The following is a 20123-nucleotide window of genomic DNA, read 5'->3' as shown; positions in this document are numbered from 1 at the left end:
CCTCCCCCCCCCCCCCCCACCCCCCCACCCCCCCCCCCCCCCCCTCTCCCCCCCCCCCCCCCCCCCCCCCCCCCCCCCCCCCCCCCCCCGGCGGTGTCGTTCGGGGCGGGCTCAGCCGCCCATGGCCGCGACCGCCGATTTCGGCCGCAGGTCCGTCCAGTGGGCCTCGATGTAGTCGGCGCATTCCTGCTTGGTGCCCTCGCCCCGGGCCAGTGCCCAGCCGAGCGGCTGCTCGATGCGGGCCGGCCACAGGGAATGCTGCCCTTCCTCGTTGGCCAGTACGACGTAGCGGCCTTCCGGGTCCTCAAAAGGGTTCGTTGCCACGATTCCTGCCTTTGCTCCAGTGATGACGCAATCCGGCCTGCTGTTCCGGCGCCCACACTAGGAGCCGGTCACGCGGGGTGCGGGCAGCGGGAAGGGCAGATCGGCGGCAGTGTCCGAAGGCGTCCACATCGTGGTACCGCTCATCTTTCAAACGACATATGATCCATCAGTTGACAAGATCATGCGATCCGAGCCGTGGGGGGATCAGGGTGGCGGATGCTGATGGGGGGCCGCTGCGGTTCAACATCCTGGGGCCGTTGGAGGGCTGGGCGGGCGGTGTGAAACTCCGCCTGGGCGGCACGATCCAGGAACGGGTACTCGTCGCACTGCTGCTGGAACCCGGCAAGATGCTGCCCGTGTCGCGGCTCGTCGACACCGCCTGGGACGAGGATCCCCCCGCGACGGCCGCCCACCAGATACGCAAGGCGGTGGCCGACTTACGCCGGCGCATCCCGGGCGGCAGGGAGGTCGTGGTCACCGAAGGCCCCGGCTACCGGGCCGCCGTCACCGACACCCAGCTGGACCTGGGCGAGTTCGGCACCCGGGTGCACGCGGCGAAGGAAGCGGTGGCCGCCGGGCGCCCCGCACACGCCGTCGAGATGCTGCGCGCCGCCCTGGCCCTGTGGCGCGGCCCGCTCCTCGCCGGTGAGGGCGGACCCGTCATCGAGACCGCGTCCGTCGTCCTCGAAGAGAGCCGGCTGGCCGCCGCCGAGCAGTTCTTCGACCTCCGGCTGAGCCTCGGCGAGGCCGCGGACGTCGTCGTGGACCTGCGCGGGCTCGTCCACCAGCATCCCCTGCACGAAACGCTGCGGGGGCAGCTGATGCTCGCGCTGTACCGGTCGGGCCAGCAGGCCGCGGCGCTGGAGGAGTACACCAAGGTCCGCGAGCTGCTCGTGGAGGAACTCGGCGTCGATCCGGGACCGCAGCTCACGAGGATGTACGAGGGGATCCTCCAGGAGAGCCCCGAACTGGCGGGCGCCGGACCTTCGTCGGTCGCCGTGCTCCCCGCCCCGGCGCCCGAGGAGTCCCGGGCCCCCTGCACCCTGCCCAACGACCTGGCCGACTTCACCGGCCGGGAACGGGAACTCCAGGACCTGCTGCACTACGCACGCACCGAAAACAAACAGGCCACCCGGATCGTGGCACTCGACGGCATGGGCGGCAGCGGCAAGACCTCGCTGGCGGTACGGGCCGCGCACCGGCTCACCCCCGACTATCCCGACGGCCAGATCCACATCGACCTGCGCGGGTACACCCCCGGCGAGCAGCCGATCACCACCGGCGCCGCCCTCGACACCCTGCTGCAGGCGATGGGCGTGCCCGGGCACCGGATCCCGGAGGACGTCGTCGGCCGGGCGACGCTGTGGCGGGCCACCCTCGTCGGCCGACGGCTGCTGCTCCTCGTCGACAACGCGGCGGACACCGCCGCGATCCGGCCCCTGTTACCGGCCTCGCCGGGGTGCCTGGTGCTGGTCACCAGCCGGGCCCGGCTGGTGGACCTCGACGGGGCCGAGTGGATCTCCATCGACATCATGGCGCCCGAGGAGAGCGCGGCCCTGGTCGCCGACACCCTCGGCGTGCAGCGGGTGGCCGCGGAACCCGCGGCCGCGGCCGAGCTGGCCCGGCTGTGCGGGCACCTGCCGCTCGCCCTGCGCATCGCGACGGCCCGGCTGCGCAACCGTCCGCGGTGGACGCTGGCGTACCTGGTCGACCGGCTGCGGGACGAGACGCGCAGGCTGGACGAGCTCAGCTCGGGCGAGCGGAGCGTCGCCGCCACGCTGCGGCTGTCGTACCAGACCCTGGACGAGGAGTCCCGGACGGCCTTCCGGATCCTCGCACTCCACCCCGGCGGGGACATCGACGTCCACTCGGCGGCGGCGCTGCTGGGCGTGGACACCCGCGACGCCGAGGACATCCTGGAGCGGCTCCTCGACGTGCACCTGGTGCAGCAGCCCGAGATGGGCCTGTACACCCTGCACGACCTGGTGCGCAGTTTCGCGCAGAGCCTGCGCGGCGAGCCCACCGAACGCGCCGACGCCGACGCGCTGGAACGGCTGCTCGACTACTACCTGACGGCCACCGAGGCGGCCTGCGAGATCCTGTTCCCCGGCCGGCGCCGCCGGCCCACGGGGATCGTGGAGTGGACGGCGGAGCTCCCCGACTTCCGGGACGTCGAACGCACCCAGGCCTGGTTCACGCGGGAGCACGCCGGGCTGCTGTCGATCGTCGCCCTGGCCGAGCGGCTCGGCTACGACCGGCACGCGGTGTGCCTGGCGCGCAACATCGTCTTCCAGCTCAACGCCCGGGGCCAGCTGCACGAGTTCGCGGAGCTGTGCCGGCTGGCGGTCACGGCCGCCCGGCGGCTGGGCGACCTCGCGCTGCTGGCGGTGAGCCTGTCGAACCTGGGCGTGGCCTGTTGGAAGCTCGGCCGGCTCGGCGAGGGCGTGACGGTGGCCGAGGAGGGCCGTGACGTGGCCGCCCGGATGGGCGACCTGCAGACGGAGGCGCACAGCGAGAGCACGCTCGGCCTGTACAAGAGCCTGCTGGGGCAGTTCCCCGAGGCCCTCGCCCACCTCCGGCGGGCGGTCGCCTGCGAGCGCGAGCTCAACTCGCCGCGTGCGGAGGCGGAGAGCCTCACCGCCCTCAGCGCCCTGTACGAGCAGTGGGGCCGGCACCGGGAGGCCGTCGAGGCGGCCCGCCGGGCGGTGGACCTCGCCGTGCAGCTGGGCCGGCGGGGCATCGAGCTCGTCGCGCTGACCGACCTCGCGTTCGCGCACACCGGTCTCGGCGAGTACGAGGCCGCCGACCGGGCCCTGGCCCGGGCGCGCGGGCTGTACGACGAGTCGATGGACCAGGGCCATGCGGCCATGGCGCTGGCGCTGTCCGCCGACACGGCCCAGCGGCTGGAGCGGCCCGAGCAGGCGGCCGGGTTCGCGGACCGGGCGCTGGCCCTGGTCCGGGAGGGCTCGTCGCCGCTGCGCCAGGCGAAGGTCGAGAACATGATCGGCCGGGTGCTGCAGCGGAAGCGGGAGCACGCGCGGGCGCTGGACCTGCACAGCAGTGCGTACGAGCTCGCCTCGGGCGTCGGCTACCGCATCGAGGAGGCGTACGCCCTGGCCGGGATGGCCCGGGCGGCCGCGGCCCTCGGTGCCGGGGAGGAGGCGGCCGAGCACGAGGCCGCTGCGGAGGAGTTGTTCTCCGCGATGGGTGTGGAGCCCGGGGCCCGGCGCGGCTGACCCCCGTACACGCGCAGGCGGCCCGCGAGGTGTCTCGCGGGCCGCCTGTGGTGCTGGTCGGGCCGTCAGCCCTTGGGGGTGGGGATGATGACGGTCGGCCCCTTGTCCTCCGCGGAGATGTGGTGGCCGCCCTGCTGCCCCGTCTGGTGGTCGATGCCGGCCGCCGCGCCGAGCCCCAGCGCCAGCGCCGCGACGACGATCCCGATCGACTTGGTCAGCTTGCGTCCCATGTTTCCGCCCCCTGTGTCTGCGCCTGCTCTGTCCGACACCCCGAATATGGCTGGCGCACTTCCCCAAAGGTTCCCGCTCCGTTCCCGTCCCCGGGAACGGAACGGGAGCGGGCCCCCGGCCTGCGGGAACGAGCAGGACCGGGGGCAGTTGCGGTCACCGCCCTAGGGGTTGCGGTCGGTGTCCGCGGCGCCGCGGAGCCGGCAGGACAGCACGCGGGGGCCCTGGGGCGTCAGTGCGACCACGGTGTGCGCGGGCCCGGACTCGTGCCCCGCCATGTCGAGCAGGGCCCGGACGGAGGAGCGCAGCACGGCCCGGTCGGCCTCGGCGGGCTCGGGGGCCGGGCCGGTGCCGGTGCGGCGCCGGGCGGTGATGTGGGTGACGTGGTGCATGCCGGTCCGGGTCACGGTGTCGACGCCGAACTCGATCCCGTCCCAGGCGCGGTGGCCGTCGTCGCCGCCGCTGTGGCGGGCGCTCTCCGGGGGGCGTTCGGTGCCGATGTGCTCGGCCCACCGTTCGACGGCCGACAGGTCCTGGAGGGTACGGCTCAGTCGGCCCGCGGTCGGCGGCCGGTCCGGGTGTCCCACGTGATGCTCCTCTGCAACGGGCTGGTGCCTCAGGGGGACACGGTGCCGCCTGCCGGTCCTGTTCCCCTCCCGCCCCGTTCCCGGCTCCCGCGCCGCCCGTACCGGCACGGGGAACGGCGGCGGTGCCGGTCGGCCGCGGGCCGCGGCACCAAGGGGCACCTTCGATCGGCAGTTTCACGCTCGTATGCGCGAATTCATGGCTTCTCCCTATCGGATGGGGTTAGCGTCTTCATATTCCCTCACCCGGCGGCGCCCCGGACCGGCTGTGTCCCGTCACGGCCGCTTTTCGTTTGCGCCGCTCACCGGAGCCTTTCGGAGGAACCGCACACATGAGGCAGATGGTAAATTGGCTGACGCCTTCGTTCGCCGCCCTTCACGACCGTCCGGGAATAGCCACCCTGGGTCCCGCGGGAACGAGCAGCGAAGTCGCCGCGGGCGTCGTCTGGCAGAGCCTGGACGGTACCGCCCCCGAGATGCGCAACATCGAGCTGCACCGGACGTACGAGGACGCGGCCGAAGCGCTCCTCAACCGTGACGTGAACTACCTGGTCGTGGCGAATGCGTACAGCGGGATCAGCGAGTTCTACATGAACACCCGGCTCACGCTCGCCGGTGTCTTCGTGATGGACACCCCGCATTACGGAATCGCCCGGGTGCCCGGCCGGCCCGTCCCGGAGAGGCCGGTGGTCGCCACCCACCCGGCGCCGCGCGCGCTGGTGGACGAGCTCCTGCCGAGCAGCTTCACCGACCGCGAGATCCTGCAGGTCACGTCGACGAGCATGGCTGCCGCGGCGGCGCGGGACGGCATCACGGACCTGGCCCTGACGACCAGACCGGCCGCCGAGTCCACCGGCCTGGAATTCATTTCCCGGACCCGCGTGATCAGGATGCTCTGGTCCGTCTTCACGACGAACGACGACGCGTTCGCCCCGCTCGCCACGGAAACCGCCGACGTACGGAGGACGACCCATGCTCATGCTTGACGGGGAGGAGGTCCGCGCCGCTTTCCCCATGGCCGAGGCGATTTCCGTCATGACGGACGCATTGCGCGCATTTTCGTCCGGAAAAGTGACCCAACCGCTCCGCTCGGTCCTCGCACCGCCTTCCGAAGAGGGGGTGTTCGCGATGATGCCGGCCCATGTGGAGGGCCTCGGTTACGGATTCAAGGCCATCATGCACAATCCCGGGAACCGGGCCCGCGGACTCGGCACGCACATCGGCACGGTCTGCGTGTTCGACCCGGTCACCGGTGAATTGTCGGCGGTCCTCGACGGCAGCGCCGTCACGGCCATGCGAACGGCCGCGGTGTCCGCCGTGGCGACCCGGGCACTGGCCCGGGAAGATGCGGGCGATCTCGCAATTCTCGGTTCGGGAACCCAGGCCCGTACGCACCTCGAAGCCATGCGCCTGGTGCGGGACGTCCGCCGGGTCCGCGTGTGGTCGCGCACCGCGGAGCACGCACGGGCCTTCCGCGACTGGGCCGGCGGCCGGGGCGTGGCCGTGGAGGTCTCGGCCACCGCGCAGGACGCGCTGCGCGGAGCGGACCTGGTGTGCACGACGACCTCGGCGACCGGGGCCGTGGTCCTGCCCGGGCACCTCGCCCCGGGCGCCCACGTGAACGCCGTCGGCGCGTCGGTGCGCGGGGCCCGGGAACTGGCCCCCGCCGAGGTCGCCCGCTGCCGGGTCTACGTGGACAGCAGGGAGTCGGCGCTGAACGAGTCCAGTGACCTCTGCGACCCGATCGCCGAGGGCCTGATCGGTGAGAAGGACATCAGGGGCGAGATCGGGGAGGTGCTCCTCGGCACGGCCGAGGGACGCACCGGACCGGAGGAGATCACCTTGTTCAAGTCCCTGGGGCTGGCCGTCGAGGACGTCGCCGCCGGATTCTCGATCGTCGCGCGGGCTCGGGCGCGGAAGGGCGGTACCGGTGCTGACGTCTGAGGTGCGGCCGTCGAGCCTGCGGGGCACCCGGCTCTTCGTCGTCGACGCGTTCGCGAAGCGTCCGTTCACGGGCAACCCGGCCGCGGTGTGCCTGCTGGAGGAGCCCCGGGACGAGACGTGGATGCAGTCCCTGGCCCGGGAGATGAACCTCTCCGAGACCGCGTTCGTCAGCGACCGCGGCGACGGGTACGAGCTGCGCTGGTTCACCCCGGCCAAGGAGGTCGACCTCTGCGGCCACGCGACCCTGGCCAGCGCCCACGTGCTGTGGCAGCGGGGCGCGCGGGAGCGGCAGATCGACTTCCACACCCGTAGCGGCGTCCTCAGCGTCCACCGCAACGGCCACGGGATCGTCATGCGCTTCCCGGCGGAGCGCGCGGTCGGGGCCGAGCGGCCGGCCGGCCTGTGCGAGGCGCTGGGCGTGGAACCCGTGTGGATCGGCCGGAACCGGTTCGACTACCTCGTGGAGGTCGCCGACGCGGAGGTGGTGGGCGACCTCAAGCCCGACTTCGCCGCCCTCGCCGGCGTACCCACCCGCGGGGTGATCGTGACCGCCCGCGGCGGCTCCCACACGGAGTTCGACTTCGTCTCCCGGTTCTTCGCACCGGCGTACGGCGTCGACGAGGACCCGGTCACCGGGTCGGCCCACTGCTGCCTGGGCCCGTACTGGGCCGAGCGGCTGGGCCGTACCGAGCTGCGGGGCTACCAGATGTCCCGCCGGGGCGGAACGGTCCACGTCACCGTCGCAGACGACCACGTCCTGCTGGGCGGCACCGCGGTGACCATCACGGCCGGCACGTCCATCCAGTGACCCGGCGCAACGGAACGGAACGGAAGGGGGGCACGCCGTGCCCGCGTACGTACTGGGGAACGTGACCACGCTGGAGACGAGCGCCGAACTCGCCGAGTACCGGCGCCTGGTGGGCGCCACGGTGGAGCGGCACGGCGGGCGCTTCGTGATCCGGGGAGGGAAGGTCGACGTCTTCGAGGGCGACTGGTCCCCCGTCCACCTGACGCTGATGGAGTTCCCGGACGGCGCGAGCGCCCGCGCCTGGTTCGCGTCCCCCGAGTACCGCGCGATCGCGGGCCTGCGGACGGGCAGCGCGCGGACCGAGCTCGTCCTGCTCGAAAGCGCCGGCTGACCAGCGCCGCGCCGGCACCGCCGAACCAGTTCGTCCACGCACGCATCCAGGAAGGTTCCGCTTCACGTGTTCACCATCTTCGACGACGAGCTCGACGCCCTCGCCCGGCGCTCGGTCGCTCAGCAACGCGAGTTCCACGACGGGCGGTGGAGCGGGGAACGCCTTGCGGCCCACCAGTGGCGCAGCCTCCGCGAGACCCTCCGCTACACCCGCAGCCGCTCCCCCTTCTACGCCGAGCGGCTGGCGGGGCTCACGGAACCGGGGATCGACGGCCTGGACGCCGCCGAGTACGCCCGTACCGTGCCCTTCACCACCAAGCAGGACCTGCGGGACGGACGCTACGACCTGCTCTCCAAGCCGGTGAGCGAGTCGTGGGTGTTCTACGAGACCACCGGCACCACCGGCCCGGCCACTCCCTGCCCGCGGGACAACACCGACTCCCTCGTCAACAACGCCGCCCTCACGGTGGCCTACCGGGAGGTGTTCGACCAGCACGGCGACGACCACGTCGTCGCCGTGCTGGGGCCGACCGAACTGCACTCGACGGGCGACACCTTCGGCGACGTCTGCCGCAACCTCGGCCACGCCGTCGTCAAGATGTGGCCGCACTCCCCCGTCGTCGGCTTCGAACGCGCCCTGCAGATGCTGCGCGAACTCCGCGTGACCGCGGTGTTCTGCACGCCGGGAATGGCGATGACCCTGGCCAAGGAGGCCCGTGAGGCGGGCCTCGACCCGGCCAGCGACTTCGACCTGCGGCTGCTGATGTTCGTCGGCGAACTGGTCACCCCGCAGCTGCTGGAGAACCTCGGAAACCTCTGGGGCGCGCAGGCGTACAGCTGCATGTACGCCTCCCAGGAGGCCTCCATCCTCGGCCTGGCGCACGTCGACGGCCGGCTGCGCACCGTCCCGCACAACGTGTACTACGAGGTCGTCGACCCGGACAGCGGGCAGCCCGTCGCACCGGACGCCCGGCAGGTGCGCGAGGGCGAACTGGTCGTCACGCACCTGTACCAGGGCGCCAAGCCCCTCGTGCGCTACCGGACCGGGGACCTGGTCCGGATGGAACCCACCGGCCCCGGGGAGAGCTACCCCTCGGAGGTCCTGACGCCGATGGGGCGGGTCCGCGACCGCATCGACCTCAACGGAAGGACCGTGACCGCCTACGAGCTGGAGGACTTCGTGCTGTCCCGGGTACGGGGCTGCCGCGACTACCACATCACCATCGGCCGGGAGTCCGGCGTCGACGTCCTCACCGTCGACCTCGAACTGGCCGCCCCCGACGAGGAGGCCGGCGCGGCGCTCGTCGCGGCGGCCGCGGACGCCTGGGGCTGCCCGGTGACCGTCCGCACCGCGCGGATCGGCGCGATCACCACGACCGGGGCCATGGTCAGCTGGAAGGCGGCGCGCGTACAGGACCTGCGGACGGCGGTCGACGCCGAGCGCGAGGCGGCCCTGGCCATCGCCCGCAAGCGGGACGCGCGGTGAGCGCCGGTCGCAGTGCCGCCCCGGCCCGCGGGCAGTGGGCGTTCCACGACGGCGCGTTCGTGCCCGCCGCCGAGGTGCGGCTGGGGCCCGGCCTCCAGGCCCTCCAGTACGGCACCGGCGTCTTCGAGGGCATCCGCGCGTACGCGGCCGGGCCGGACACCTCCCACCTGTACCGGGCCCGTGACCACTTCAGCAGGATGATCTCCTCGGCGGGCCTCCTGCGCATCGCGGTCGACCCGAGCGCCGACGAGCTGGTCGAGATCACCGCCGAACTGCTGCGGCGCAACGGCCACACGGGCGACGCGTACGTCCGGCCGCTCGCGTACAAGACGGCCCTGGAGCCGGGGGTGCCGTTCGGCGTCCGGCTGCAGGGGGTGTCCTCCTCGCTGACCGTGGTCAGCCTGCCGATGGGCAGCTACGTACCGAAGGAGGGCATCTCCTGCGGGGTGTCCTCCTGGCGGCGCATCCCGGACAGCTCGCTACCCGCCCGGGCGAAGATCACCGGCGCGTACGCCAACAACGCGCTGGCCACCGACGAGGCGACGCAGGCCGGATACGACGACGCGGTCTTCCTCAACCAGGCCGGACACGTGGCCGAGGCCAGCACGGCCAACGTCTTCCTGGTCCGCGCCGGACGCGTCGCGACCCCGTCCCACGCCTCCGACATCCTGGAGGGCATCACCCGGGACTCGGTGATCTCGCTGCTGCGGCGGGACGAGGGCATCGAGGTCGAGCAGCGCACGGTCCTGCGGTCGGAGCTCGGCACGGCCGACGAGATCTTCCTGACCGGCACCGGCTGCGAGATCGTCCCCGTGACCTCCATGGACGGCCGCCCGGTGGGCTCCGGCGCCCCGGGCCCCGTGACGAGAAGGGTGATGGACGCCTACGAGCGTGCGGTCCGCGCCCGGGACCCCCGCACCCGGGACTGGCTGACCCCGGTCCACAGGACGGCGGTCCCCCTCTGAGGAGCGGGGAGCGCAAGGAGAGCACGAGAGCAGGCAGGCAGGCACGCAGGGAAGCCACGGAAGGAGAGGGAAATGATCCGCCACACCGTCCTGTTCCGCTTCAAGCCCGGCATCGACTGGTCCGACCCCCGGGCGGGGGCGGCCGAAGCGGCCACGGCCGGCCACCCGGACCGGATCGAGGAGATCCTCGGCTGGGAGTTCGGGCGCAACCTGACCGACCGGCCGGTGGCCTACGACTTCGCGCTGATCGGCACGTTCGCCGACCGGGAGGCCGTCGACCGCTACCTGATCCACCCCGATCACGTCCGCGGCGTGGAACTGTGGCGCGAGATCTCCACCTGGGTGGTGGCGGACTTCGCGGCGGCGGGGATCCGTTCCAGTACGCCGCCGGCGAAGACGTCGTAGAGCGGGAGCGTCTCCAGGTGCACGTAGCCGATGTGGCAGTCGCAGACCGCCAGCGGGCAGGGCCGCGGGCCCAGCGCGGCGCGGTAGGAGCCGTCGTAGAGGTTGCCGAGCTCGGCGCGGACGAAGTGGCAGCGGCGGACGGTGCCCTCGCCGTCCACCGACACCACCGACCGGCCCGTGCGGCAGGGCAGGCCGGCGGAGCGGTGCGGGTGCCGGCTGTAGGGGAAGAGGGGGTCCAGAGCGGTCCAGGTGTCGGCCTCGGCGTCCGTGTAGGTGTGGCCCTCGGCGGCGTTGACCCACAGGTAGACGTGCGCCGGCAGGTCGGCGCGGAGACGGCGGGCGTGCGGGAGGTTCTCCGGCAGGCCGACGATGCCGATGCTGTGGCGGACGCCGCGGTCGGCGAGGTCCCGGACCTTCGACAGGAAGCGGTCGTAGGGCGTCTGACCGGGGTGGTACGTGCACCACAGGGCGAGCGTGTCGAGGTCGGCCCCGGCGAGCCAGTCGGTGCGGCAGCTGAGGTTGGTCTGGATCGCGACGCGTTCGACGTGCGGCCGGTGCGAGAGGTCGACCAGGGCGCGCCGGTACCAGGAGCGGACCAGCCCCTCGCCCCAGGGGGTGAACAGCAGCGACAGGCGGTCGCCGGTGGCGGTCGCAGCCCAGTCGGTGAAGCGTTCGAGGGCGGCCCGGTCGGCGCGCAGGAGGGCGGGGCTGTCGCGGCGCTTGGCGAAGGGGCAGTACGGGCAGTCGTAGTCGCAGGAGGCGAGGGGGCCGCGGTAGAGGATCGTGAGGTCCATGGGCGGGGGCCTACTTCGGTGCGTAGGCGGCCATGGCGGCGCGGACGGCGGGCGAGAAGAGGGCGGGGCCGAGCGCGTCGGAGTGCGCGAGGCCGTCCGGGGTGAGGCGCAGCAGGCCGGCGGGCCCGCACCCCGGGTCGGTGGTCTCCTCCAGCCAGCCGCGGGCGGCGAAGTCCTCGAGTTCGGCGGGGAAGTCGTCGTACGGGTGGGTGCCGAAGCGCTCGCGGTAGTCGGCGACGGGCATGCCCCGTGCCTGGAGGAGGGACTGCAGGAGGTGCCGGCGGCGGGCCTCGTCGCCGTCGACGCACCGGCCGTGGACGGCGTGCCCGAAGTCGGCGGTGGCGGTGTAGTCGTCGATGATCGCCCGTATCTCGCCCATGTCGACGGCGTAGTCGAAGGAATAGTGGAGGGCGGAGGTGTAGGAGCGGGCGCCGCAGCCCAGGCCGATCATGCCGTCGGTCTGGCAGGCGTGGTCGTCGGGTCCCTGAGGGGCTGCGCCGGGGCGGCGGAACATGCGCATCGACACCTGCTCGTAGCCGTGCGCGAGGAGGTGGTCGCGGCCCTGCCGGTAGAGGGCGAGGCGCTGTTCGTCCCATTCGCGGTCGGTGTGGACGGTGCGGCGGGCGAGGCCGGTCAGCGGGCGGACGTAGAGGGGGTAGAGGTACAGCTCCTCGGGTGCCCAGGCGAGGGCGGCGTCGAGGGAGGTGCGCCAGGTGGCGGGGGTCTGGCCGTCGATGCCGTAGATGAGGTCGATGTTGAGGACCGGTATGCGGGCCTCGCGGATCCGGCCGAGGGCGGCCTCGACGTCGGCGCGGCGCTGGGGGCGTACGGCGGCCCGGGCTTCCCCGTCGACGAAGCTCTGGACGCCGAGGCTGAGTCGGGTGGTGCCGCGCTCGGCGAGGACGGCGAGCCGGTCGGCGGTCGCGGTGGCGGGCGAGGCCTCGACGGAGAGCGGGACGGCGCGCAGGTCGGCGCCCATGCGCCGCTCGGCGATGTCGCACAGGCGGCTCAGCTCGTCCGCGGTGAGGAACGTGGGCGTGCCGCCGCCGAACGCGGCGCTGGCGAACCGGACCGGCCCGTCGTCGCCGAGCGCCTCACGGGCGGCGGCGGCCTGGCGGTCGAGGGCGTCGAGGTAGCGGCCGGTGAGGCCGTCGGGGGCGCCGATGCGGGTGAACAGGTTGCAGAAGCCGCAGCGGACCTCGCAGAACGGTATGTGGAGGTAGAGGGAGAGGGCGTCCTTGGTCTCGCCGCGCCACAGGTCGCGCAGGGCGGGGCGGTCGGGCAGCGGCCGGTACGCGGTCTTGTGGGGGTAGGCGTAGACGTAGCTCTCGTACGGGCGCACCGCGGGAGCCGTCACGGAGACGGGAACGGGCGCGGGCGCGGGAACGGGCGCGGGCGCGGGGGCGGTCATGCGGACGGCTCCAGGAAGAAGTGGGCGTACGGCACGGTCCACACGGCCTCGTGGGCCAGGCGGTGGCCGGTGTAGCCGTCGTCGCCGTAGGTCGTGCCGTGGTCGGAGCAGACGATGGCGAAGCAGCGGCGCCGGGAGCTCATCGCGGCGAACAGCCGGCCGATGTGCCGGTCGACGTACTCCAGGGCGGCGGCGTGGCTGGCACGGGTGTCCCCGGCCTCGCGGGTGGCGCCGGGGAGGTGGAACCAGTTGGGCTGGTGCAGCGCCGAGGCGTTGAGGAAGAGGAACAGCCGCTGGTCGGCGGGGAGTGCGGCGACGACCTGCTCGGCGCGCTCGACCTGGGCCTCGAAGGAGGTGGGGGACGCCACGCCGAAGCGGGGCTCCCAGTGGCTCTCCTGGAACAGGCCGGGGAGTACGTCGCCCAGGGCGCCCTGCTTGTTGAAGAAGCCGACTCCGCCGATGCAGACCGTGCGGTACCCGGCCGCGGCGAGGCCGGAGACCAGGTCGGGGGTGTCGAAGACGTACGTGCGCCCTGCGGTGGTCTCGCTGCCGGCGAAGCGCGCGGCGAACAGCCGCGGGTGCGGTCCGGGCGCGGCGGGCGTGGGCAGGAACCCGGCGAACATCGCCTGGTGGGAGGCGTAGGTGAAGCTGCCGGGGGCGTGCCGCCGCTCCCAGGCGCCGCCGGGCAGGTGGCGGGCGAGGTGCGGGATGCGGCCGGCGGCGGCCAGCTCGACGGCGACGTCGTGGCGGAGGGTGTCGAGGGTGAGCAGGAGCAGGTCGTCGCGGCCGACGACCTCGTTCATGTCGGGCTCGTCCGTGTCGGACTCGTCCGTGTCGGACTCGTCCGTGTCGGGCAGGCCCTCGGGGGGCAGCGGGTCGGTGTCAGGCAGGTGCACGGTGGTTCCTTGCGATGTGGTGCGGTGCGGCGGCGACCTGGGCCGCGTAGGTGTCGAGGCCCTCGGCTCCGCTGCCGGGCAGGCCGGTGAGGCCGGGCAGCAGGTCGCCGAAGGCGTTGACCTCGGCGACGGCGAACCGCCGCCAGCCGACGGCGGGCAGCAGGTCGACACCGACGCACAGGGTGCCGGGGAAGCAGGCCGCGGCCCGTTCGCAGAGGTCGAGCGCGTCGGCCCAGCGGGGGCCCGCGGCTTCGGCGACGGCCGCGAGGTCGCCGCGGCTGCCGCCGAGGTGGAGGTTGGTCATGGGCGAGCGGCTGGTGCGTACGACGGCGTGGGTGGCGCGGCCGGCCACGACGACCACGCGCAGGTCCGCGGCCCGGCCGCCGAGGGAGGCCTTGGGCCACCAGCGTTCGAGGTGCAGCCCGTCGGGGGCGAGGGCGTCGACCAGGACGGCGGTCTCCCGCTCGCTGGTGATGCGCCGCACGCGCAGGGAGTTGTGCAGGCTGCCGTCCTCGGCCGCCTCGACGGAGGTGGTGGCCCGGATCCGACCCCGGCCGGCCGTCTCGACGGCGACGACACCGGACGCGGAGGAGCCGTGGGCGGGTTTGACGAACGCCCGGGGCATGGCGTGCGCGGCCATCAGGTCCCGTACGTCGGCCCAGCCGCGCACGGGCACGGCCCCGCCGGAGGTCGGGGACGCCGGTACGGGCACCCCCGCGCGGTCGAGGGCGCGGTGGCAGTGCCGCTTGTCGAACAGGACGGCCAGTTCGTCGGGGTCGTCGAGGCGGAGGCCGCCGCTCAGGGTCCGGACGGCCGCGGTGAAGCGGGCGTACCAGCGGGCGCCGCCCTCGACCCGGGTGGGGTCGGCGACGCCGCGCAGGATCCGGTCGACCTCGGGGTCCTCCCCCGGCGAGTCGAGGCGTACCAGTTCGTCGGCGGCGAACGCCGCACCGCCCCCGCGCAGGACGGAGGTCCAGGGCACGATGCGGGGCGCGGGCTGTCCGGCCTCGCGTACGGCCCGGGTGAACAGGGCGACGCGGCGGTTCTCCGGGTTGCCGACGACCGCCCAGCGCGGGGGTGCGTGCTGCGACACGGCCGGTTCGCTACTCGCCGACGGCGACGAAGCGCCAGGTGCGCCCGTCCCACTCGTCCTCCTCGGCGTGGCCCCGGTCGAGGTCGACGGTGACGCCGGAGCCCTCAAGGGTGTCCTGGAGGCGCTGCTTCAGCGGGTCGCTGAGGTAGTTGTGGTGCAGGTCGAGCTTCTTGAGGTGGGTGAGGGGCTGGCCGCCGAGGAGGGCCGCGCCGCCCTCGTCGGTGAGGACGCCCATGGACAGGTCGAGGGTCTCCAGCCGGGCGACCACGGGTGCGGACGCCATGGCGCTGGCGATCTCGTCCTGGTACTCGCTGTTGCGCAGGGCCAGGTGGCGCAGGCCCGGCAGGCGGTCCCCGGCGATGATGGGCGCGACGTCGGCGAGCTGGCTGTCGCCACCGTACTCGGCCGTGCCGAGCCAGAGGTCGAGGTGCTCCAGGGACGGCAGGTCGCTCGCGGCGACGTTGCGGACCACCCCGGCCGGCAGACCGCCGGTCTCGACGGTGAGGGAGCGCAGCCGCCGGTGGGTGAAGGGCGGGACGACGAGGCTGGTGCCGCCGCGGACCCCGAATTCCTCCAGCTCCGGGAACGCGTCGAGGAGCGGGCCCACGTCACCCTGAACGATCCAGGAGATCTCGCACTCTTCGGACTCCATGTCCCCGAGGAAGAGGGCGCGCAGGGCCGGCAGTTCGTCACGGGCTTCGACGAGCGCCTCGATGATGTCCTCGGGCCCGGTGTCGTAGGCGCTGTCCCAGGCTCCGACGACGATCGCGCGGACGCGGGTGGTGTCGACGGCGGCGGTGAAACGGGCGAACGCCTCGGGCCAGGTTTCCTCGGCGTCGTAGGCGTCGGCGGCGATGCGCCAGGCGACGGCGTCCGCCTCGGGCAGGGTCGGGTCCTCGTCGTCCGGGTCGGGGAAGGTGAAGACGGGGAGGCCGTACGACTCCGTCAGATGCCTCGCGTAGCTCATGGTTCCCGCCGTTCCTGGTGTGCCGCGTGCGCAGCGTGTGCCGTGTGCGCGCCGCGTCGATGTGCTGCCAGTTGTAGCAAGCGGCTCCGACACCGTCCGTGGCGGGGGCGGCGGACGGCCGCTGAACGGGTTCCGGCGGCCGGACAGAACAGCAGCAGGACAGCCCAGCAGGGCGTCAGTCAGACCCTGAGCCACGACCACCGGAACCCGCTACGAGTATCAATGTCAGACCCCCGCCCTAGCGTGGTGGGGGATGCGGCGCACCTGGCGGCGCATGGGGAAGGGACACGGACAGGTATGTACCGGCAGGGGGACGTGCTCATCGTGCCGCTCGCGGAGTCGGCGGTGCCGGCGCACGCGGCCGAGGGACCGGAGGAACCGCGCGACGGGCGTGGCCGCATGGTGCTGGCGAAGGGCGAGGTGACGGGACACGCGCACGCGGTGGTGGGCCCGGGCCGCCTGGTACGGGAGCCGGGCCCGTTCGGCCCGCAGCTGCTGCACCTGCCCGACGGCGGCCGCGTGGTGCACGAGGAGCACGCCGCGATACCGCTGCCGAAGGGCTGGTACCGGGTGGTGCGCCAGCGGGAGTACGTACCGGGCGCCGTACGCATCGTTGCGGACTGAGGGGGGATCGTGAAGACGGAGACCGCAGAGGCCGTAGAGATGGCAGAGGCAGCAGAGGCCGTAGAGATGGCAGAGGCGGCAGAGGCCTGGACGGACGACACAGACGGGTGGCGGGCGGCCGCGGTCGCCACCGGGCCCGCGGACCGCGCGGCCGCGGAGGCAGGGGTGCGCCTGGCCTACCGGGCGGCAGGCCTGCCGGAGCCCGAGCGGATCGTGTGGGCGGACTCGCCCCGGGCCGCGGTCCGCCTGCTGGGCGACCCCGACGGGGCGTGGGGGACGCGGGTCAGGGGGCGCAGCGTCCGCGAGGAAGTGCGCAGCCGGCCGTGGGCGGCCGAACGCGAGCGGCTGCACGGGCTGCTGGGACCGCTGGGCTGGGGGCGGCGCTGGGCCTCCACCGGCGGCCGCCTGTGGGAGAACACCGAGCGGCTGGCGGACCGTATCCGGGCGGGGCTGGTCGAGGAACTGGCGGAGGACCGCTCCGAGGAGGCCGAGGTGCGGCTGCTGCTCCTCGACGCGGTGCTCGGCCAGCACGACGCGGCCTGGCTGTGCGCGTTCGGGCCGGGGGCCGGTACCCCGCTCGCGGGGCTGGCGTCGGTGGCCCGGTCGGCCGGCTGGTGGTGGCCGTACGAGTCGCTGGCCGTGGTGTGCGAGCGGCCGGTGGAGCTGCACAGGGACGAGGCGGGCCGCCTGGACCGCGCCGACGGCCCGGCCCTGGCATTCCCGGACGGCTTCGCGCTGCACGCGTGGCGCGGGATGCCCGTACCGGCCGGGTTCCTGGCGGAGCTGGACGCGCTGACGCCGGAACGCATCCGCGCGGAGGAGAACGCGGAGCTGCGCCGGGTGATGCTGGAGCACTACGGCTACGACCGCTACCTGGACGAGTCGGGGGCGGAACCGGTGCACCGGGACGAGGCGGGCGTGCTGTGGCGCATACCCCTGCCGGACGACGAGGACGTCGTCATGGTGGAGGTCGTCAACTCGACGCCGGAGCCGGACGGTACGCACCGGACGTACTGGCTGCGGGTGCCCCCGGACACCCGGACCGCCCGGCAGGGCGTGGCCTGGACCTTCGGGATCGCCGCCGACGCCTACGAGCCCCTACGCGAAACCTGACGGCACGACCGCCGCTCCTGCGGAAGCAGGCCCCTCTGCTGGGGCCCGGGCAGGCACAGGCCTACGTACCGGCCGTACGGAACGGAAACGCACCTCCGGAGGAACTCGTCAGGGCGGTGAAGACCGGTGAACCCGTGCGGTCACAGCACTAGGCGGCGCCGGCCCCCCTCGCGGCGGCACCCTCCCGCCACTCGCGGCCGATGCTCCGGATCAGCGCCGGGTACACCCCGAGGTACCGGAAGGGCTTGATGCCCAGCATGTACAGGGAGCCGAGGCGCCCGTTCGGCTTCACCAGGACGGCCATCTGGCCGCGGTGGCCGCCCGATCCGTCGGGGACCCAGCTGATGTGCATCACCCCGTGCATCGTCCTGTTGGCCGTCTCCGCCGCCCACTCGTCGTGCGTCTGGTAGACGGAGGTGAAGGGAACCGACTTCAGGTCCGGCCCGCGCCGGCCCTCGCGGAGGTCCGCGGGCAGCCGGTCGCGCAGGGTCGGCACCCGGGATCCGAGGCCGTCTCGGGGCTCGTCCCAGCCGAACAGGGCCCCGAGCTTCCAGCGGAGCGCGAACAGCGCCCGCCCCACGGGCGAGGGAACGGGATCCCCGTCGCCGTTCGCGAACTGGTCCACCAGCAACGCGAGGTCGTCAGGCCCGCCCGGGGTCGGCAGCGCCCAGACGTCCTCGACATGGAAGTCGCCGGCGATCTCGTGAATACGCCAGGGGCGGGAGGTGTGCGCGGTTTTCGGGAGTCTCACGAGCAAGCCCCTATCTATACGATGCCGTATGGAAGAAGGCTAGCACCGATCCATACGGGACCGTATAGATCGGTGGGACGTGAGGGGAGACACACCGTGGGCGCCACCCGCACACCACGCGGCAAGTGGATCGAGGAGGGGCTCCGGGCGCTCGCCGCCGGCGGCCCCGAGGCCGTCCGGATCGAGGCGCTGGCACAGGCCCTCGGCGTCAGCAAGGGCGGCTTCTACGGGTACTTCCGCAACCGGGGCGCTCTGCTCGACGAAATGCTCGACACCTGGGAGCGCGCGGTGACCGAGGCGGTGATCGAGCAGGTCGAGAACGGCGGCGGAGACGCGCGGGCCAGGCTGGACCGGTTGTTCACGCTCGTCGCCTCGATCGGCGACGAGCCGGCGACGGGCGTGGCGCTCGACCTCGCGATCCGCGATTGGGCCCGGCGCGAGAAGGGCGTCGCCGAACGGCTGCGCCGCGTCGACAACCGTCGCATGGACTACCTGCGTTCGCTGTTCCGCGAGTTCTGCCCCGACGAGGACGACGTCGAGGTCCGCTGCATGCTCACCTTCTCGGTGCGGCTCGGTAGCTACGTCGTTGCCGCCGACCACGGCGCCCACACCCGCGACGAGGTGATGGACCTGACGAGGCAGTGGCTCCTGCGCTAGACCTCTTCCAGACCCTGCTCTGCTCACCGGCTACCGCTGGAATGGTGCCCCCACACCCGCGCACGCACCGGTGCACCCGTGAGCAAGGGAACCCCGGGCGCATTCGCCCGGGGCTGCGCCCCCTTTACTCCCCTGTCAAGTCCGCGGAAGCCGGCCGTCCCCCGTCGGGCTCGACGTCGGAACCGGCGCGGAGGTCGGGAGCGGCGTGGAGCTGGGGCTCGACGTCGGAACCGGCGCGCGGGTAGGGGTCGGCGCGGCGGTCGGGACCGGCGTACATGTGGGACTCGACGTCGGAACCGGCACGAGGGTCGGGGCTGGCGTGCGGGTCGCAGTCGGCGTGGACGTCGGGGTCGGTGTGTACGTGCGGCCGGACGTCGGAGCCGGCGCGGAGGTCGGAGTCGGCGAGTACGTCGGACCAGACGTCGAGGTCGGCGCGGAAGTCGGCACCGGCGAATACGTCGGACCAGACGTCGAGGTCGGCGCGGCGGTCGGGACCGGCGAATACGTGGGGCCGGACGTCGGAGTCGGCGTGCATGTGGGGCTCGGCGTCGGAGCCGCCGTCGTGGACGAGGCCTGGGCCGTGCCGGTTGCGAGAGCGAGGCCGGCAACTAATCCGGCCACGGCGACAGCTGCCACGAGTGCGCTGAATCGGTGCGTACGCATGTGGGTTCCCCCCTGGTCGATACGCCCAGCACGGTCGCCGGGCATGATCAAAAGAGAGCCAACACCGTCCGTCGCCGACCCGCAAGATCCGGCTCCCGCCCTCAGCGAGGAGCTGCTGCCCGCCTGCCTGCTGCCCGCCTGCCTGCTGGCAGCCCCTGCGGAACACCCCGGTCAGCGGCCAACGGCTCGACCCTGTAGACCCCACCCACCGCGCCACCGAGTGGTCCACCCCGCGAGCCGGAAGGGGCAATCGCCCTCTGGAGCCCGTCCCAGCGGAAACTGGGGGGAGCAAGATCCGGAGGAGACGGCCTAGACCTCGATGTAGGCGACGACGACCACGGTCCTGAGCGCGGTCACGAAGTACAGGATCCGGACGGACTCGATTTCGTCGGTGTACCGGCGAAGCCGGGGGTCGGCGGTGCTGCCGCCGGGGATCGGCTCGCCGACCTCCGGGTCGACGGAGATGACGACCAGGGCCCGGTCCAGGGCATGGACCTCGGCCTCGCTGGTGATGTTCTCCAGTTGCTTCGCCGCCGAGTCGGAGAACGCGATCCGGGCGCGGCGCGGGCCGTACCGTGCGGCCATCAGGCGACGGCGGGACGCTGGGCGGCGAGGCGGGCGAGGTGTTGTTCGCGCAGTTCCTCCCAGGGGGTGCACTCCTCCGCCGACGGCAGGCCGTTGGTGGCGATGTCCTCCATGGCAGCGGCGAACCGGTCGGCATCGGCGCGGGTACGGGCGGCGTACGCGCGCACCGCGGCGGCGGCCGCGGGGTCCAACTGCTGCCGAGCGGCGTCGGCGGTGGCCTGCTGTTCGCTCATCGGGGCTCCGTGGGGCGGCGCGGAAC

The 20123-nt window shown here is 73.3% G+C and carries 23 protein-coding genes; 11 read left to right on the top strand and 12 right to left on the bottom strand.

Features of this window, described 5'->3' with window-relative positions; all coding sequences use genetic code 11:
- Positions 1–111: 111 nt before the first annotated feature.
- Positions 112–324, bottom strand: a complete 213-nt coding sequence (locus ACZ4VL_RS23275) for an MbtH family protein (RefSeq protein WP_468203053.1) — start codon at positions 322–324, stop codon at positions 112–114.
- Between the two features lie 209 nt (positions 325–533).
- Between ACZ4VL_RS23275 and ACZ4VL_RS23270 the strand changes: the two genes are divergently transcribed.
- Entirely contained in the window at positions 534–3560 is a 3027-nt protein-coding gene (locus ACZ4VL_RS23270) for an AfsR/SARP family transcriptional regulator (RefSeq protein ID WP_468203051.1), read from the top strand.
- Positions 3561–3625: 65 nt separating this feature from the next.
- Here ACZ4VL_RS23270 and ACZ4VL_RS23265 read toward each other — a convergent pair whose 3' ends face one another.
- Both ACZ4VL_RS23265 and ACZ4VL_RS23260 read right to left on the bottom strand, forming a co-directional pair.
- On the bottom strand, positions 3626–3790 hold the full coding sequence (locus ACZ4VL_RS23265; protein WP_361094405.1) for a hypothetical protein: 165 nt from the start codon (positions 3788–3790) through the stop codon (positions 3626–3628).
- A gap of 162 nt (positions 3791–3952) precedes the next feature.
- Positions 3953–4375 carry a hypothetical protein gene (locus ACZ4VL_RS23260; RefSeq protein ID WP_468203046.1) on the bottom strand — a complete coding sequence of 141 codons (423 nt, stop codon included), beginning with the start codon at positions 4373–4375 and terminating at the stop codon, positions 3953–3955.
- 329 nt (positions 4376–4704) lie between these two features.
- Here ACZ4VL_RS23260 and ACZ4VL_RS23255 point away from each other — a divergent pair, with 329 nt between their 5' ends.
- From ACZ4VL_RS23255 to ACZ4VL_RS23225, 7 genes are all read left to right on the top strand, one after another.
- The gene (locus tag ACZ4VL_RS23255) at positions 4705–5358 is read left to right on the top strand and encodes a prephenate dehydratase domain-containing protein (protein ID WP_468203041.1); all 654 of its coding nucleotides are present in this window, start codon (positions 4705–4707) and stop codon (positions 5356–5358) included.
- Positions 5345–6316 (top strand): ornithine cyclodeaminase family protein, encoded by a 972-nt coding sequence (locus tag ACZ4VL_RS23250; protein ID WP_468203038.1) that lies wholly within the window; start codon positions 5345–5347, stop codon positions 6314–6316. The genes ACZ4VL_RS23255 and ACZ4VL_RS23250 overlap by 14 nt, the downstream gene beginning before the upstream one ends.
- Positions 6303–7124 (top strand): PhzF family phenazine biosynthesis protein, encoded by an 822-nt coding sequence (locus tag ACZ4VL_RS23245; RefSeq protein ID WP_468203034.1) that lies wholly within the window; start codon positions 6303–6305, stop codon positions 7122–7124. Before ACZ4VL_RS23250 ends, ACZ4VL_RS23245 begins: the two co-directional genes overlap by 14 nt.
- Positions 7125–7161: 37 nt before the next feature.
- Positions 7162–7455: a DUF1330 domain-containing protein gene (locus ACZ4VL_RS23240; RefSeq protein WP_361094420.1), complete on the top strand. Its 294-nt coding sequence runs from the start codon at positions 7162–7164 to the stop codon at positions 7453–7455.
- A gap of 66 nt (positions 7456–7521) precedes the next feature.
- Positions 7522–8940, top strand: coding sequence for a phenylacetate--CoA ligase family protein (locus ACZ4VL_RS23235; RefSeq protein ID WP_468203027.1), 1419 nt, complete (start codon positions 7522–7524; stop codon positions 8938–8940).
- Positions 8937–9905 carry a branched-chain amino acid transaminase gene (locus ACZ4VL_RS23230; RefSeq protein WP_468203023.1) on the top strand — a complete coding sequence of 323 codons (969 nt, stop codon included), beginning with the start codon at positions 8937–8939 and terminating at the stop codon, positions 9903–9905. Before ACZ4VL_RS23235 ends, ACZ4VL_RS23230 begins: the two co-directional genes overlap by 4 nt.
- A gap of 72 nt (positions 9906–9977) precedes the next feature.
- On the top strand, positions 9978–10310 hold the full coding sequence (locus ACZ4VL_RS23225; protein ID WP_468203021.1) for a Dabb family protein: 333 nt from the start codon (positions 9978–9980) through the stop codon (positions 10308–10310).
- Here ACZ4VL_RS23225 and ACZ4VL_RS23220 read toward each other — a convergent pair.
- The 5 genes from ACZ4VL_RS23220 to ACZ4VL_RS23200 all read right to left on the bottom strand — a co-directional run bounded on the left by ACZ4VL_RS23220 (position 10205) and on the right by ACZ4VL_RS23200 (position 15471).
- The gene (locus ACZ4VL_RS23220) at positions 10205–11104 is read right to left on the bottom strand and encodes an STM4011 family radical SAM protein (protein WP_468203018.1); all 900 of its coding nucleotides are present in this window, start codon (positions 11102–11104) and stop codon (positions 10205–10207) included. The two genes, ACZ4VL_RS23225 and ACZ4VL_RS23220, sit on opposite strands and share 106 nt — an antisense overlap.
- A gap of 10 nt (positions 11105–11114) precedes the next feature.
- Positions 11115–12515: an STM4012 family radical SAM protein gene (locus ACZ4VL_RS23215; protein WP_468203015.1), complete on the bottom strand. Its 1401-nt coding sequence runs from the start codon at positions 12513–12515 to the stop codon at positions 11115–11117.
- Positions 12512–13318, bottom strand: a complete 807-nt coding sequence (locus ACZ4VL_RS23210; protein WP_468203062.1) for an STM4013/SEN3800 family hydrolase — start codon at positions 13316–13318, stop codon at positions 12512–12514. Before ACZ4VL_RS23210 ends, ACZ4VL_RS23215 begins: the two co-directional genes overlap by 4 nt.
- Before the next feature lie 79 nt (positions 13319–13397).
- On the bottom strand, positions 13398–14504 hold the full coding sequence (locus ACZ4VL_RS23205) for an STM4014 family protein (protein ID WP_468203013.1): 1107 nt from the start codon (positions 14502–14504) through the stop codon (positions 13398–13400).
- A gap of 10 nt (positions 14505–14514) precedes the next feature.
- The gene (locus tag ACZ4VL_RS23200; protein ID WP_468203010.1) at positions 14515–15471 is read right to left on the bottom strand and encodes an STM4015 family protein; all 957 of its coding nucleotides are present in this window, start codon (positions 15469–15471) and stop codon (positions 14515–14517) included.
- Between the two features lie 297 nt (positions 15472–15768).
- On the opposite strand from ACZ4VL_RS23200, the gene ACZ4VL_RS23195 reads away from it, so the two are divergent.
- Entirely contained in the window at positions 15769–16095 is a 327-nt protein-coding gene (locus tag ACZ4VL_RS23195) for a hypothetical protein (protein ID WP_404240170.1), read from the top strand.
- Between the two features lie 66 nt (positions 16096–16161).
- On the top strand, positions 16162–17208 hold the full coding sequence (locus ACZ4VL_RS23190) for a DUF6745 domain-containing protein (protein WP_468203058.1): 1047 nt from the start codon (positions 16162–16164) through the stop codon (positions 17206–17208).
- Between the two features lie 148 nt (positions 17209–17356).
- Here the strand turns inward: ACZ4VL_RS23190 and ACZ4VL_RS23185 are convergent, their stop codons facing one another.
- Complete coding sequence (locus ACZ4VL_RS23185) at positions 17357–17959, bottom strand: DUF2867 domain-containing protein (RefSeq protein ID WP_468203007.1); 603 nt, start codon at positions 17957–17959, stop codon at positions 17357–17359.
- A 96-nt stretch (positions 17960–18055) separates the two neighbouring features.
- On the opposite strand from ACZ4VL_RS23185, the gene ACZ4VL_RS23180 reads away from it, so the two are divergent.
- Positions 18056–18616 carry a TetR/AcrR family transcriptional regulator gene (locus tag ACZ4VL_RS23180; protein ID WP_404240164.1) on the top strand — a complete coding sequence of 187 codons (561 nt, stop codon included), beginning with the start codon at positions 18056–18058 and terminating at the stop codon, positions 18614–18616.
- Positions 18617–18740: 124 nt separating this feature from the next.
- Here the strand turns inward: ACZ4VL_RS23180 and ACZ4VL_RS23175 are convergent, their stop codons facing one another.
- The 3 genes from ACZ4VL_RS23175 to ACZ4VL_RS23165 form a co-directional block, all read right to left on the bottom strand.
- A complete protein-coding gene (locus ACZ4VL_RS23175) occupies positions 18741–19151 on the bottom strand; it encodes a hypothetical protein (RefSeq protein WP_468203002.1) in 411 nt (136 codons plus the stop codon).
- A gap of 437 nt (positions 19152–19588) precedes the next feature.
- A complete protein-coding gene (locus ACZ4VL_RS23170) occupies positions 19589–19864 on the bottom strand; it encodes a hypothetical protein (protein WP_468203000.1) in 276 nt (91 codons plus the stop codon).
- A complete protein-coding gene (locus ACZ4VL_RS23165) occupies positions 19864–20097 on the bottom strand; it encodes a hypothetical protein (RefSeq protein ID WP_468202997.1) in 234 nt (77 codons plus the stop codon). The genes ACZ4VL_RS23170 and ACZ4VL_RS23165 overlap by 1 nt, the downstream gene beginning before the upstream one ends.
- Positions 20098–20123 lie beyond the last annotated feature (26 nt).

The organism is Streptomyces sp. NPDC029014 (assembly GCF_055564695.1).
The sequence above is the reverse complement of the archived record's forward strand: the minus strand, read 5'-3'. Positions and strand labels throughout refer to the sequence as shown.